Source organism: Caballeronia fortuita, assembly GCF_001544835.2.
GTDB classification, from domain to species: Bacteria; Pseudomonadota; Gammaproteobacteria; order Burkholderiales; family Burkholderiaceae; genus Caballeronia; species Caballeronia fortuita.
Genome location: NZ_FCNX02000009.1, coordinates 292,926 through 307,840, shown reverse-complemented (window position 1 = coordinate 307,840; position 14,915 = coordinate 292,926). Strand labels below are relative to the sequence as shown.

Annotated in this window: 13 protein-coding genes; all 13 read right to left on the bottom strand. The window is 56.8% G+C overall.

What is annotated here, in order from left to right:
• Nucleotides 1-273 precede the first annotated feature (273 nt).
• Nucleotides 274-1,296, bottom strand: coding sequence for a branched-chain amino acid ABC transporter permease (locus AWB77_RS19295; protein WP_063936522.1), 1,023 nt, complete (start codon nucleotides 1,294-1,296; stop codon nucleotides 274-276).
• 33 nt (nucleotides 1,297-1,329) lie between these two features.
• Nucleotides 1,330-2,196: a branched-chain amino acid ABC transporter permease gene (locus AWB77_RS19290; protein WP_061136040.1), complete on the bottom strand. Its 867-nt coding sequence runs from the start codon at nucleotides 2,194-2,196 to the stop codon at nucleotides 1,330-1,332.
• 1 nt (nucleotide 2,197) lies between these two features.
• Entirely contained in the window at nucleotides 2,198-2,890 is a 693-nt protein-coding gene (locus tag AWB77_RS19285) for an ABC transporter ATP-binding protein (protein WP_061136039.1), read from the bottom strand.
• Nucleotides 2,877-3,665: an ABC transporter ATP-binding protein gene (locus AWB77_RS19280; RefSeq protein ID WP_061136038.1), complete on the bottom strand. Its 789-nt coding sequence runs from the start codon at nucleotides 3,663-3,665 to the stop codon at nucleotides 2,877-2,879. Before AWB77_RS19280 ends, AWB77_RS19285 begins: the two co-directional genes overlap by 14 nt.
• A 41-nt stretch (nucleotides 3,666-3,706) precedes the next feature.
• Nucleotides 3,707-4,987, bottom strand: coding sequence for an ABC transporter substrate-binding protein (locus AWB77_RS19275; RefSeq protein ID WP_061136037.1), 1,281 nt, complete (start codon nucleotides 4,985-4,987; stop codon nucleotides 3,707-3,709).
• A 285-nt stretch (nucleotides 4,988-5,272) separates the two neighbouring features.
• Nucleotides 5,273-6,274 (bottom strand): AraC-like ligand-binding domain-containing protein, encoded by a 1,002-nt coding sequence (locus tag AWB77_RS37460; protein ID WP_063936528.1) that lies wholly within the window; start codon nucleotides 6,272-6,274, stop codon nucleotides 5,273-5,275.
• A 307-nt stretch (nucleotides 6,275-6,581) separates the two neighbouring features.
• On the bottom strand, nucleotides 6,582-6,890 hold the full coding sequence (locus AWB77_RS19265; protein ID WP_061136035.1) for a hypothetical protein: 309 nt from the start codon (nucleotides 6,888-6,890) through the stop codon (nucleotides 6,582-6,584).
• 133 nt (nucleotides 6,891-7,023) lie between these two features.
• On the bottom strand, nucleotides 7,024-8,079 hold the full coding sequence (locus AWB77_RS19260; protein WP_063936521.1) for a porin: 1,056 nt from the start codon (nucleotides 8,077-8,079) through the stop codon (nucleotides 7,024-7,026).
• Between the two features lie 422 nt (nucleotides 8,080-8,501).
• On the bottom strand, nucleotides 8,502-9,212 hold the full coding sequence (locus tag AWB77_RS19255) for an ABC transporter ATP-binding protein (RefSeq protein ID WP_061136034.1): 711 nt from the start codon (nucleotides 9,210-9,212) through the stop codon (nucleotides 8,502-8,504).
• Complete coding sequence (locus AWB77_RS19250) at nucleotides 9,209-10,987, bottom strand: branched-chain amino acid ABC transporter ATP-binding protein/permease (protein ID WP_061136033.1); 1,779 nt, start codon at nucleotides 10,985-10,987, stop codon at nucleotides 9,209-9,211. Before AWB77_RS19250 ends, AWB77_RS19255 begins: the two co-directional genes overlap by 4 nt.
• Complete coding sequence (locus tag AWB77_RS19245; protein WP_061136032.1) at nucleotides 10,965-11,810, bottom strand: branched-chain amino acid ABC transporter permease; 846 nt, start codon at nucleotides 11,808-11,810, stop codon at nucleotides 10,965-10,967. Before AWB77_RS19245 ends, AWB77_RS19250 begins: the two co-directional genes overlap by 23 nt.
• A gap of 12 nt (nucleotides 11,811-11,822) precedes the next feature.
• Nucleotides 11,823-12,995 carry a substrate-binding domain-containing protein gene (locus tag AWB77_RS19240; protein ID WP_061136031.1) on the bottom strand — a complete coding sequence of 391 codons (1,173 nt, stop codon included), beginning with the start codon at nucleotides 12,993-12,995 and terminating at the stop codon, nucleotides 11,823-11,825.
• 33 nt (nucleotides 12,996-13,028) lie between these two features.
• On the bottom strand, nucleotides 13,029-14,468 hold the full coding sequence (gene iaaH / locus AWB77_RS19235) for an indoleacetamide hydrolase (protein WP_063936520.1): 1,440 nt from the start codon (nucleotides 14,466-14,468) through the stop codon (nucleotides 13,029-13,031).
• Between the last annotated feature and the right edge of the window lie 447 nt (nucleotides 14,469-14,915).

The following is a 14,915-nucleotide window of genomic DNA, read 5'->3' as shown; positions in this document are numbered from 1 at the left end:
CATGCTATGCCTCACCCGGACAATGCCGGACAGGTCCCCCTGATGACAACAGGGTCGAAAAGCCGCCAATCGCACCAGTCGCCAACATGCACACCGCTCGCGCCGTAATCATGCAATTCGCGTGAACTGACGCGCAGCCACGTTGACGAACATGGCGCCCGCGCTTGCGCATTTTCAAGTTGCATGCGCGTCCATCAATCGTCGGCCTACCGTCACTTCCGTCGCCGGGATTCGGCGGTTGCAGCCATCAGCTTGCATTGCGTTTTCCGGTGACTAGTCGGCGCGCCGTCGAACTGAAAACAGGTCCAAGGACCACCGGCGTGCAATAAGACTCCAAGCCCCGCCGGGAGCGATGAGCATGGTGACGATCGCCAGCGTTCCAAGGCCAACGAAATACCAAGTTCCGTACCCCGCAGTTGCCTCCCTTAAGGCGAAGTAAATCACCGTCCCGATAATGGGACCCTCAAGAGTTCCAAGACCGCCGAGAATCGTTATGAAGATGGCTTCCGCCGTCCATTGCAAACCAAAGCTGGCGTCGGGCGTAACTTGTAGCGTGCTCATATATGCGACGGCGCCTGCTAGCCCGGTGATAGTTCCGGCTATAACCCACAGCAGGAGTTTCACCCGGTAAATGGGCACGCCGCTCGCTTGCGCCGCGGCGGCGGAGTCGCGGACGCTCATTAACCCTAGCCCGAGCTTGCCTCTCAGGATATGCCGAGCGCCCCAAAGCGAGCCGATTCCTATTGCCAACGCTGCCCAGTAAGCGCCGAAGTTGCGGGTCTCGCGGCTAAACTCGCGCATTGCCATGAGGGGGAGGCCACCGCTGCCACCGAGCCAATCGCAGTTCTGAGCGCCGATACGTAGTACCTCAGCGAGCACCCAGGTCCCGACGGCGAAGTTTGGCCCTGACAAGCGAAACATTGGCCAAGCACTCAGGAGCGCGAATGCCGCGCTTGCCAAACCCGCGATAGGCAACGTCACCCACGGATTGACACCGAACTGGTTCGAGACAGCGAAAAGGGTGTACGCCCCGAGGCCAATAAAAGCATGCTGACCTACCGCGACGAGTCCACCATATCCAGCAAGGAGGTTCCACGCTAGCGCCACAGCAAAAACGGTCAAAATCTCAACCGACAGCCGCAGTGTCCCGAAACTCGCATAATAAGGAAGAAGCGCGAGTGCGAGTGTTATCAATACCGCGACTGACCACTTAGCTATCGCTATGGAGAGCTTCGACGCTGACGGCCGGCGCTCGGATATTTCGGCCCGGCGCAAGGGTATCTCTTTATCGCTCATTTGAGGAATTCCTTCTATTAAAACGCCGCTTGTTTAGCGTGCCGGGGCTTTGAAAATTCCCTCTGGTCGAGTGATTAATGCCACGAGGAATATCAAGTGCCCAAACATAGGTCCTAGGCCTGAGCTCACATGCGCCCCTACGACCTGGGCAAGGCCAATGATCAATCCGCCGATGAACGTGCCCCACAACTGCCCCACGCCACCGAGAACGACCGCCTCAAATGCGAAAAGAAGACGCTCTGGACCAGCGGTCGGGGTGAAGGGAGTACGAATCCCATACAACACAGATGCGAAACCAACCACACCCATGGTGAATGCTGCAACGAGCGCAAAGAACTTCTTGTCGTTCACCCCTATCAGGCGGGCCGTAATCGGGTCATCTGCAACTGCGCGTGCTTGCCGTCCCCAATGAGTCCGCGTTACAAGCGCGTTCGTGCCAGCGTAGACGACGACGCTGACGCCGGTGATAACTAGCGGAAGAACGCCAAACGAAATATCACCGACTTGAACACCAGCTAATCCTAGGGTGCCCGAGGGAAGGCTCTTCGTATCCGCTGTAAAAAACTGCAGCAACAGATTTTGCAAGACAACCGATAATCCAAATGTCACCAACAGCGGCGAAAGTGGCCCTCCACTGATTACTCGATTCAAAAGTAGTCTCTGAAGGAGCCATCCAATGCAAGCCATTATCGGCACGACAATGACAACCGATGACAGCGCATTTATACCAAGGGATGTCACAGCAACACTGGCAATGTACGCGCCAAGAACGATGAAGTCACCGTGCGCAATATTGATGATGCGCATCACACCAACGGTCAAGCTTAGGCCGAGCCCAAATAGGGCATACAAGGCACCAAGCATCAAGCCGTTAGAGACAAGTTCTACAGTTGCGCTCATATCAAACTCCAAAGTAGGCTTCCGCAACCGCATGAAAGTCGGCGTTCGCTGAGTTTCCTTCAAGCACAATACGTCCCTTCTGTATGCAGAAGTACCGGTCCGACTCAACTAAAGCGCGCTGCACGTTCTGTTCGACTAGAACGATTGCTGTTCCCGCGAGCCTTACCTTCTCCAACAGCCGATATACTTCCCCGACAGCAAGTGGAGACAAGCCAAGGGACACTTCATCGCATAAAAGATAGGAAGGGTTGCACACCAACGCACGAGCGATAGCGACCAGTTGCTGTTGGCCTCCGGAAAGTGCGGTCGCGGGACGTTCGAGGAGCGGCTCCAGCGCAGGTAATTCGCCGAGTATTCGCCTGGTCGTCCATTCACCTACCCGACCATTACGTTCACCAAGCAAGAGATTCTCTCTGACCGAGAGGCTGGCGAACAAGCGTCTACCCTCTGGCACCAATGCAATGCCCCGCTCCAGCTGTTGCTTTTCTGTGGAAGCACCGGCAGGCAACCCATTGAGCAACATGCTTTCGCTCGGAGTGTGCAGTGCTCCGGCAATAGCGCGGAGCAGAGTCGTCTTCCCCGCGCCGTTAGCGCCAATAAGCGCAACGGTCTCACCAGGCGCCACTTGAAAATCGACGCCGAATAACGCTTGGAACAGCCCGTAGTAGGCGTCGAGGCCTTTAATCCGCAGCATGCGCCCCTCCTACTGTACTTGGTGGTGACAGCGGAGGAACTTCCTCTTCCATCGCTAGTTCTTCTCCGAGATAGGTCTCTCGCACGATTTTGCTATTAATTACATCAGTCGGCTTACCGTCTGCCAAGAGACTTCCTTCGGTCAGCACTACGAGTCGTTCAGCTACCGATACGAGCGCATGGACGAGGTGCTCAATCCAAATGACTGTCACTCCGCTCGAATGAATTCCCCGAACAAGTTGCAACAACTCGGCGACCTCGGAGTCCGTTAGGCCGCCCCCAACCTCGTCCAGGAGCAACAGACGAGGCGACGTCGCCAGTGCCCTGGCAAGTTCCAAACGCTTACGCTGCAAAAGCGTCAAACTGCCCGCAGGGCTGCTACGCACATCAGATAAACCACAACGATCAATTGCGTCATGTGCTGCGAACGAAGCCTTGCGGCCAGTTAGCTCAGCTCCATACGTCGCTGCGACCAACGCGTTTTCAAACACTGTCATCCCAGCGAACGGCTGGGGCACTTGAAAGGTTCGACCAATCCCCGCGCGGCAACGCGCGTCTGCGCCCAGCGACGTGACGTCGTCTCCATCGAAGAGGATGCTTCCGGTATCGGATCTAAGGTGACCAGCAATCAGTCCGAAAGCCGTCGACTTTCCGGCCCCGTTCGGACCAATAACGCCGACGAACTCGCCTGTATTGACCGAGAAGCTGAGTCCCTTAATGACTTGCGTTGCGCCAAAACTCTTACGCACGTCTCGCAATTCTAGCAACACGTCCATACCCCCAAATAGCAAGTGCGATCCAAACGTGGAGACTGCCCTTACGCCTTCAACAGCTCAAACTTCCTCTGGGTTGGGATCTCCGGGGCCGTTCCGTTTGTCGTGATGTAGATCTCAGGGCTTCCCTTGTCATTGACAAACCATTGACCGCCGACCACACGCATTTTTGAAACGTTCTTGACTCCGCTCCCCGGGAAGTCGATTCGACCGACAATCGTGTCCATCTTCAGGTTTCGCACGGCCTCGACGACCTTCTTTGGATTTTTCGGGTCTGCGCTTGATTTCAGTGCTTGCACCCCCACTTCAAACAAAGCGTGCATTGGCCCGATCGGCTGAGTCCAAGCCTTCTTAGTCGCGCTTTGATATGTGTCGGCAAGTTGCCGGGCCGTTTCGCCAGTCAGGCTGCTCTTAAACGGGTAAGCCGGCGACCACCAGAGCTCGGTAGACATGCCGTTTGCTTTCTGTCCCAAAGCCGCGACGCCTGCCGGGAAAAGAAGTGCTTTAGCCACGGTCTCCGCTGCCGGCGCAAGACCCATCTGGGCCGATTGTTTTACAAAGCTCGCCCAGTCAGGAGGCGAAACAACACCCGTGACGATTTGCACGCCTTCCTTCTTGAAGGCCTGGATGTAGTTCGAATAGTCATCGCTTCCTGGCGCGAATCTTCCGAGGTCGACCACTTTGTAACCCGCGGCGACAGCCATCGCGGGGAAGCCTGTCTTCGGGTCTCCCATCGCGGCCCCTTGCAGGGTGTTCTCGAACAGAACGCCGACTACCTTCTTACCGGGAACGTTCTTCCAGATATCGAGATAGACCTTGCCGATGTCGTCGATACCCCAGAAGAAATGAAATATGTTGCTGAAGCCTTTCTCTGGACTCCCCTTTAAAGGGAACATCCAGGCTTGCCACGGGCTCATCGTCGTGACGCATGGTACCCCGTTGAGTTCACACTGCTGGGCTAGTCCCACGCCGGCGGTCACTTGCCCAAGCATGAGGTCGACGTTCTCGTTGTTGATGAGGTCCGCAGCGATGTTTGCTTGGCGGTCCGGGTTACTTTGGTCGTCCCGGTCGATGATCTTCACGTTGTAGCGCTTACCAGAAATCACCACGCCGCCGGCGACAGCTTTACGAACTTGGCCCAGGACAAAGTCATCTGCCTCGGCGAAAGGAGCGAAGGGTCCCGTTTTATGTGACACGTAGCCTATGCGGATTGTGTCGTCTGCCGCGAAAGCTCGGCGCGGTCCAGCCACAGAAAGGGCAGCGGCCGCGCTAATCGCCGTCCCGAGAAACTGACGACGGCCCGTCTTTGCTTTTGTCTCACTCATCTCTGTCACGCGCCTCAATTGTAGAAATCACAGTCGACTTACACACCTGTGCTTCGCTTAAGCACGGGAGACAGCTTACGCGCCCGGAGAGGGCCGAATCTGGTTGCCAAAAGACACGATTCTTGTCCGTCTCCGGCATGTAGGACCTATCAGCGATCGAATGCGAATGCAGATGAAGCGGCGAGCGGAAGAGCACGACCCGACCTTGCAGTTTGCCCTCGGGCATGCGGGAGACACGACACGCGGAGGCATACGTTGACGGGGACAAAACCGCTTACAGACTGGTCAGTCCGGACCCGCGCTCCTCCACTCGCGAGGAGACATCCCAAACTGTTCACGGAATGCGCGACTAAAATTCGCCGCGTCACTGAAGGCCCAGCCAAAAGCTATCTCACTGATGCTGTGGTTTTTCAGTCGCGGGTCAACGAGGTCGCGGCGGCAAGCTTCAAGCCGCAAGCGCGCAATGAGGCGTGACAGCTGCAGCGGTTCATGTCGGAAAAGTCGAGACAGGTGGTCGCTCGACATATGCATTGCGGCCGCAATCTTACACACCGAGAGATCAGGGTCTCTCAGGTTCTCGTTGACGAAGGCCTTCACGCGCGCGATATGGAACGACGATAGGTTCGAACCACGTCGTTGATTAGCCGCTGGAAGTCCGCGTAGTCCCGCAGCTGCCATGCAGGTCATGGATTCCGCGAAGCTAGACGCTGAACCCGGCGTGAGTTCCTCAACGCCTCCGAGTACTCCCGCAAGCATCTCGTGCAAAAGGCGTGAAGAGAGGTGCCCGGCCGGTATTAGGGTCGCTGTCAAATCCTCGAGGTTGGCCACATGCTGCAGCAACTGGGCTTTCGGATGTCGTATGACCAAGGTGTGGTGAGCGTCAGCGTCGCACCTAAGTTCATAGGGACGCGAGCTATCGTAGATCGCGAAGTCGCCAGGACCGAGGACGCACTGACGGTTATCTTGCGCGATGACAGTACTGCCGCGATGCTGCACGTGGACCAACACACAATCGTCTGCGCTAGCACTTATCAACGATGGCGTTCTGCGTACAACCAACTGGCTCGAACATAAATCGGTCACTACGAGCGGTCCAAGAGAGCACGCCCGAACATCCCCATGTACACGCTGTGCGTCTTCGGTGGTGTCTCCGTCAAGCCCAACGTAAACCCGACAGATCGCGTCGATCCAGTAGGCGAATCTCTCCCTCTCTGGCACTGACTGCGTGGAGAGGTGTTTGATTGCTGAGGGTCTTACGCCCACTTCCGAGTGCAGAGCTTTCGTCATGGCAGCCGACCTCATTCGCTTTCGCGACTGCTAGAGATATGCAGGTTCCGAGTCGCGGGAATCCCGACCGGTTATCCACGTCTTTGTCGGAAATGCGTAAGCTTCAATTTCGCGCAATGCAAAACAGGCGTCTTTGATAAGGCCAAACACGCGGCTCGGCCGACAGTCCGTACCGCATTCGACTGTGGCTGTGGCAGCGTATCCTATAGAACGTACCGCACGCGCATCACTATCTCCCGCGCATGCAAAGAAGGAACAAGTTCGGGGGTCTTGTCCCTTCTTCGTCATGAGCAAAAGTCAGTGTGCGTCAGTTCGTCGGCCCGGTCCCTGTCCCAGCCTTTTTTTGCGCGTCCTGGAGGTTGTGCGGGTAGCTCGGGTCGTTCTGTGTCGGGCGATAGCCAGAGCTTTCGAGCTTCTTGAGTTCTGCGTTTTTCCTCGCGCGCGCTTCCTTACGCTGGCGCTTGCGCTCTGCTTTGTCTGCGGCTTTGCTGATGGGGTTGCTGGTCGGTGCGGCCGAACTAGCTGCAGGCACCGCGGTAGCGTCTTGAGCTTGCGCACTGAAGCAGACGATAAACGATAAAGAAAAAGCGAAAATCAACTGGATGACGCGGCTCATAATGCCTCTTAAAGTTTAAGTGATAAATGGACACGTACGTCCATGCGCGGTGATACGTCTTGAAAAGGCCCGTGTCGCCGGTCCTCGCCGAGCTAGCATGCTTGTAGAGCGGCGGTGCTTCGCGTTTGCCTCTTCAAAAACGGTGCCGCAAGCCGACGCGAACCCCGCTCTGTGTGTTGCTGCTCGAGGGAGCGCCGAGTGCGGCCTCAATCTGTGCCGGATAGGCGTGGTCATGACCGAGAACGCCCACGACATACGCGTCCGTTCGCTTGGACAGCAGGTAGTCAGCGCCAAGGATGAATGTGTTTGCGCTTCCCAAGTTGTTGTTCCGCCATTGCTGCGTGTAGCCGCCCGACAGCACAATGTCGGGCCTCAACGAGTACTGCACGGTCGTTTCGAGCGTCGTCGCACGTGGCTTATTTGTCGAAGACAGCTCCGCCGATGCAATATTTGCTGCTAGTTGGAATGATCCGAGCGTGTAAGCCGCGCCCGCCGCCCATACCGTTTCGTTTGCCGAGCCGTTCGCCGCGTTATGTTGGTTGAAGTATGAGACGGAGCCCGCGAAGTTGCCTTGGGAATAATTGACGATGAAGTTCATCAATTGATTGGTTCCCATTGAGCCGGGTGTGTTACCGAATGCGTACATAGCGCCGGCGTTCAAGCCAGCGAACGTCGGAGAAACATACTTGACAGCGTTGCTAACTTGGTCGCCCCACACGCGATTGTCGAGAATGTAGCCACCGGATGCGTAAGACGAAAGACCCCATCCGAGGAGACCCGCTGGTGTCAACACACCGTTCGAGTATCGCGGAAAGGTTTCCCCGATAAAGTCGAAGTCACGACCAAGGGTCAATCGCCCCCATGGTCCAATCAAACCGACGTATGCCTTCCGATTGAACATAGATCCGCTTTGAATCAATTGCCCGTTCGACAGGCTGAAGCCGTTCTCCAAGGTGAAGATTGCGCGCACGCCGCCGCCGAGGTCCTCAGATCCAGTCATGCCCCATTGCGTCGGCTGAATCACCCCGTCCTGAAACTGGACTGCTTTTCCGTGCCCATTTGCGTTCGAGATATTGCTTGTGTACGTGATACCGGCATCGAGCACGCCGTACAGCGTCACAGAGGACTGAGCGTGGGCGTATGCACATGTCGCCATTGCTGCTGCCGCAGCAAGCGTTTTCCGTTTCATCTTCCGTACCTTCTTCTGTCTAGTTAAATGATTGGATTACTTAACAATGAATAGATAGGAACGACATCTGTTTGATCAGACGCTCGTTCTCGCTCAAGCAACTCTGCACTTCTACCGCCCACCGAGAGTTCCCAGTCAAGCCGACTTTAATGAACGTTTTTTTTAGCCAGCATCATCAAAATTGATGAGGTAACGCATGGAATCGATACCATTTACGGCGGACGCAACAACGCTGATCAGCGACCCTCCGACTTAGTCGTTTTCGGGACGGATTTGCAGCAGCATGGCATCGCCCGGAGAGTACCCAAGCGCTTGGCGCGTTGGCTGTTGTTTAGATAGAGGTCATCGAGCCAGCACTAAGGAGTCCTTTACATGCTGCGGAGAGCTCGTGGCGTCACCCTATCCGACAATGTCTTAGGCGTTTAAACAGTAAGAACGGCTTCCAGGCTTTCCTTCGAGACGTCAGATGCTGCCGCGCGCAGCACAGTCTCTCCATGGTCCAGCGCGATGAAGTGGTCTGCAAGCGACGAGAGGAAGCTAATGTTCTGCTCCACGATGACGAAGGAGGCGCCTTCTGCGGTGCGCTGGCGGACAAGTTCGGCCATTCGCTCGAGATTCTCCTGCGCTACGCCCTCTGATGGTTCATCGATGAGGGTCAACGCCGAGCGCTCACTGAAAACTCGACAGACGGACAACAATTTCTTCTCGCCCCCGCTCAATTTCCCAGCTTGCTGTGCAAGTCGCTCCTTTATCCGCGGAAACATTTTCAGTGCGCTCTCGAAGCGCGCGAAGCCGCGGTCGGGGAAACCAATGGTCAAATTGTCAGCCACGGATAGGTCATCGAATACCATGCGCTCCTGCGGAGCGTAGCTAATGCCTAACTTTCGCCTTGCGTGTGCGGCAACACCCGCGATACTCTCACCATTCCAAATCACATCGCCACTCGAAAGCGGAATGGTTCCCGTCAGTGCGCGCATGAGCGTTGTCTTCCCGACTCCATTGCGGCCCAGCACCCCAATAACCTGGCCCGGCCCGACTTCCCCTGATACGCCTCGAAGCACCATCGTGTCACCATAGCCGGCGACGACGCCGCGGAACTCCAGTGCGTATGACGTAGTAGACACGTCCTTCATTTTCGTCCTCCTGCATAGACAGCTTTCACTTCGCTCGATGCTCTGATGTCTTCGAGAGAGCCCGTCGCGAGCTTCTTACCTTGGTGCAGAACAATAACGTTGTCAGCAATGCGCTCCAAAGCACTCATGTCGTGCTCAATTACGAGCGCCGACGCTTCACTCTCTTCGACAGTCGACTTGATGGCAGTCATCATTTCGTGAGTTTCATGTGCGGAGAGTCCGGCACAGGGTTCGTCGAGGAGATAAAGCTTTGGTTCCATCGTTGCAACCATCGCGAACTCAAGCATCTGACGCAAGCCTTGCGACAGCGAGCCAGCATCGCTCGTTTGCCTTTCCTCGATAAAAGCAAATCGACCCTGAACGCGGGCTTTGGCCGGCGACGTCCAGTGCAGGGGCGAGGATTTCAGCAAATCGATTGGCCGAATTCGGTTCGCCCAAATTGCAATCCGCATGTTGTCCTCGACTGAAAGTCGATCGAAAACAGATGGTATTTGAAACTTCCGACCCACCCCCAGTCGCGAAACTTGCCATGCTTGTCGCCCGACTACGTCCTGGCCGTAAACGACCACCTTGCCAGTCTTGACGGGTAAACGCCCAGTCATCGCGTTGAAGGACGAGGTCTTGCCGGCACCGTTGGGACCGATTACGCAACTTATCCCTTTCCCCTGGACCGTGAGGCTCAGACCATTGAGGATACCAACACCACTTTGCGATACCTCAACATTGTGGAACTCGAGAAGCGGCATCGCTGCCTGGGGGCGTGTGTCACGGTTCAGCGTCGGCGCGGCAATCGGCGTGCTCGCGGCTTTGCTGGCTGTCTTGGCGCCAAGGATCAGGCGGGACCCGATGCGACCGACGCCGGCAAGTCCCTCCGGGAAAAAGCGAACAACTAAGATGAATATCGCTGCGATCAGCACTTGCCAGAAAGAGAACTGGTCACGCCATTGCGCGGCGAGCAATCCGATAATCAAAGCTCCGAGCTGGGCACCAAGCGGGCTGCGACGGCCACCGACGGCGGCCCAAATCACAAACTGAGCCGAGAGTTCAGTGCCGAGCGCTTGCGGCGTTACGATGCCTTCATGGGGAGCGTAAAGGGCACCTCCCAATCCCGCAATACCGGCAGCAATGCCGAAAGCCACCGCCTTGAGTCGATGTGTCGCAAATCCGAAGAACTGGAGCCGGTTCTCGTTCTCCGCCACCGCATTCCAAAGCACGCCGATCGGCCGCTTAACAATCCAGGTCAGAAAAGCTGTGATGAAAATTGCGCAGACCGCGATGACGTAGTAGAGATTGCCATAGCGGTCCGTGAACGGAAGGTCAGGTACCTCAGTGAGACCGTTGAAGCCGCCAGTGACCGAGCTCCATTGGTTGCCCAGCAGAAAACCGAGCATGGTCAGAGCGAGCGTGATGAGCGAGAAAAACGGGCCGCTGTCGATTCGGCGCGCAAACACCATGAGGGCAATGACGTAAGCCAACAATCCCGCTAAAAATGCTGCGACAACTACGCAAATGATTGCCGTCACGGCTGACGCGTCGGCGAACCATTTCAACCCGTAGGCACTCAAATATGCCGCCAGACCAAAGAACAGGGCTTGGCCCAGCGGCAAGAAGCCTGCTCGCCCCCAACAAAGAGCGACGCTCTGCGCCCCCATTCCGTACAACAACAGCAAGCCAACCTGTGTCGCGCTGTAGTCCCCTGCCCATGCCGGCAAAGACAGCAAGACACACGCTATGGCCGCTTGCGCCAACCACTCAAGACCGCGCGACGAGGCCATTTGGCTTGCTCCACAAGAAATAGATTGAGAGTACGAGGACGGCTGTATATCCAGCCGTTTGGTCCATCACGCCGGAGACGACGGACTGCGTGCCGCCAATTGCAATGGTTCCCGTTACTAATCCGAGCAGACTTCCCAAGCCGCCCACGACCAAGACAAAGAAAGACGTCAGAAGATAGTCAAGCCCCATGTAAGGTTCGACGCGGACAATCGGGGCCAGCAGCACACCTGCAATCCCGGTGACGACAACGCCGGTGATAAATGTGCCGCTGGCGAGCAACGTCGTGTTGATCCCCGCCGCCCGTGCAAGAGGTGCATTGCTTGCCATCGCCTTAATGCGCGCTCCGGCCTGACTCTTTGAATACCAGATTGCCAGGCACACAATAAATACAACGACGCCGATGATAATGAGTAGTCTGTAAAGGGGATAAGCCGTGCCAAAGACGCGGATAGGCGAAGAGTCCACGCCCGCCACGTCTTGATAGCCCCGACCGAAAACTGCCGCGACCGCCTCTCTGAGCAAAACAGACAGTCCCCAAGTCGCGAGCAGTGTGTCGAAGGGGCGTTGGTAGAGTGGTCGGATGAGAAACCGTTCGACAAGCCACCCAAGAACGGCACATGTCACAGCAGCTAGAGGAAGCGCCAACGCAATGGGAAGGTGCGCATGCTGCACCACAGCCACCGAGTACGCGCCTATCATGAGAAACTCGCCGTGCGCCATGTTCAGCACACCGAGGAGTCCAAACACGATGGCGAGCCCGAGTGTCGTCATAATGAGCGCGGCGCACGCATATCCGATATTCAGAGAGTAGGAAATCAACATGGGAATATCACATCAAGCATGGTCGATCGGGCATGCCTCGCCGGGGTCGGCTTGCGGGAATGTCTTGACAATGTCGTATGACGTTCCGTTCGCTTTTGCCAGGTATATATCCGAAATGGCGTTTCGTCGCTTCATCGTGACTTTTCCCCGTGGACCATTGAAGGTCGCGCCTTCCGAGGCCGCAGTCAGTGATGCAACGTCGAGGGCCCTAGCCTTTCCGGCCACAGCGTCGAGCATCATGAAACCCTCGAACACTGATTCGCCGACGGTGCTCAATACGGATGTGTTGCCAAACTTGCTGTGATAGCGACTCATGAATGCTTGAATTGCCGGGGTCTTGGCAGACGAGAAAAAGCCCGACGCAGCGTACAAATTTGCGGTCGCTTGCGCCCCGATACCGGCAACAGTGTTCTCTTCGAGAAGCGTGCCGTAACGAAGTACCTTATCGCTCAGGCCAAAGCTCGCGAAAGCCCGATTAAACGTGACGGAAGAACCGCCAACAAGCGTAATGAAGACGGCGTCCGCCTTGCTGTCCCGAATCTTGACGAGAGTCGAGTCGAAGTTATCGACCGTGAACGGAACATATTCCTCGCCTACGATTGAGCCGCCCGTGCTCTGGGCCAACTTCTTAGCAATGTCGTTGGACTTCCGCGGCCAGATATAGTCATTACCGACGAAGTACCAACGCTTGATGTTGAACTGCTGTGCGAGGTATGGCATGACCGGCGCGATCTGCTGCTTGGGCGTCTCACCAAGGAAAAACGTCCCCGGCGAGCAATCCGAACCTTCGTACGTCGGCGTGTAGAAGTACGGAACTTTGCCACGGAAGACGCCCTCGAGCGCCGTGCGAACAGCGCTGTCGTGTGACCCAATGAAGACTTCAGCCCCGTCGCGTCTCCAGAGGCGCAAAGCCGTCTGCGATGCTTCCGCTGGAGCGGTGCCCGAATCGCCCACAAGAAGCTCGAGGGGACGGCCGAGGATGCCACCGCGCGCATTGAGATCTGAGACTGCGAGGGTCGCGCAGTTCTTGCACGCTTCACCAAAAAATGCAGCCGGGCCGCTCATGTTGGCCATCAAGGCTACTTTCAACGGCTTTCCCTCTGCCTGCGCCGCTACCGAAAACGAGGGACCGGCGAAACCAACAGCCGTAACTGCGCCGGCCTTCATGAAACTGCGTCTATCCACGATTTGCTCCGATTTTCTTGAAGGGTTGGTCTGTCAATTCTTGTTACTTGCCGCCCCGTACTCAGGCTCAGGTGGCGGGAGAGGACCAAGCACCGCCTCAACCTCAAGTGCGGTGGCGAGGAGCTGGCGGTCAGTTCCCGGCGCAGCGTCGAGCGAGAGGCCTACCGGAAGACCTTCCGTTGTCAATCCTGCGGGGAGGGTAATTCCGGGCACGCCAGCGTTGCTTCCAGGTTCCATGTTCCGCGTGAATGTCGGAAAAATCGGAACCGAAACGCCGTGCAGAACCATGGTGCCGCTGGTCGAAATGGGGCACGCCGTCGTTATGGTTGTGGGAAACACGAGCGCGTCGGCGCGATGGTCCGCGACGACCTTCTCGTACGCTGCTTTCAACCTGGCACGTTCGTCCAACGCAGCCCGGTACGACTCTTCGCTCACCGCTCCCGGACCGGTAATGCTGTGGGCAATTTCTGCGACATCGGGACTTCCTATTTGTGCGACGATATCGGCGACGGTCATGTCATAGCCGTTTGCGTTCAGATAGCCTTGCAGGCTGGTTTTGAACTCATACATCGCGATCGTCGGAACCGCATCACCGAAGAAGTCGGGGTATTCGCGGAGGTCGACTTCAATCAGCTCGGCGCCGATTTGCTCAAGCTTTGAAAGGGCCGCATTCGCCACTGCTTCTACGTCGGAGGTCAAGCCTTTCCAGAAAGTAGTGCGAGGAACAATGAGTCGAATCCGGCCTTTCGATTTGCGAGCGACAGTCAGCTCTTCATCGCCGGTGATAATCGCATCCAGAAATGCGATGTCCCTCACGGTGCGTGCGATGGGGCCGACCGTATCCCTGGTGCGCGATATTGGCGCCACGCCGCCGCTCGGATAACGGCCGGACGTAGGACGCAAGCCAACTGCTCCACAAAGCGCCGCGGGAATCCGAACCGACCCACCGGTATCGGTCCCGAGCGCAGCCGGAACTACTCCAGCACCCACAAGGGCACCCGAGCCACCGCTGCTGCCACCCGGGATGCGGCTGAAGTCGTACGGATTGCGCACCGCGCCCATAACGCGGTTGTTGTTGGTGACGCCGAATGCCAGTTCGTGCATGTTCGCCTTACCGGCGACCATCGCCCCATGTTTAAGAAGGGACACGAGCGTCGGAGCATTTTGCGGAGGCACCATAGAACGCAACGCCATAGTGCCGTTTCCGGTGGGCATGGCAGCAGTGTCGATGTTGTCTTTCACCGCGATAGGAATACCGAGCAGCAAGCGCGGAGCTTCCGAGGAGCGGAGTTCACGGTCGCAGCGAGCGGCCTGAGCGAGAAGCAGGTTCTCGTCGAAATACGCGAAGCCGTTCAAGTACCGCCAGCGCGCTTGACGTTCGATCAGTCCGAGGGCGTATTCAACGCAGGAAAATTCGCGACGCAGGAGTGCGTTTCGAACTTCGGTAAGCGACAAAGCGACAGATGTGGGCATCGCCGGTGTTCCATTTGACTGTGACAGTCACAGCGTATGGACGGCTTCTTTTGACGCGTATCATCAAAATGTATGACCCTAGTCCGAAGAGGCTGCGGCGCCGGACTTGGTCAGGGAAAATCCCTAGCGACATTGCCGCAAGTCAATCCGCTCGATTTCAACCGAGTGCCAAAACGAGCTGGGCTCGATTCTGGCCCGTGTTTGCCATTATCCGTCGCAGGAGGTACGTAGACGATTCACAAGGTACTAGCTTAGAAGTCTGGGCGCCCCCGAGCCCGCGACGTCCGCAGGTCTCCGAATGCGCCTTCCGCGACCGAATATATGTTGATTCGTGCTGCATGCGCTCTCGTCGCAGGAAAATCGTTGGAGACCCGTGTGTGCTCAGTTCGCGGCGGCCTATGACTTCGTCCACAAGAGTGGCTACCAAGCGGCCAAGCCCACGCGGAT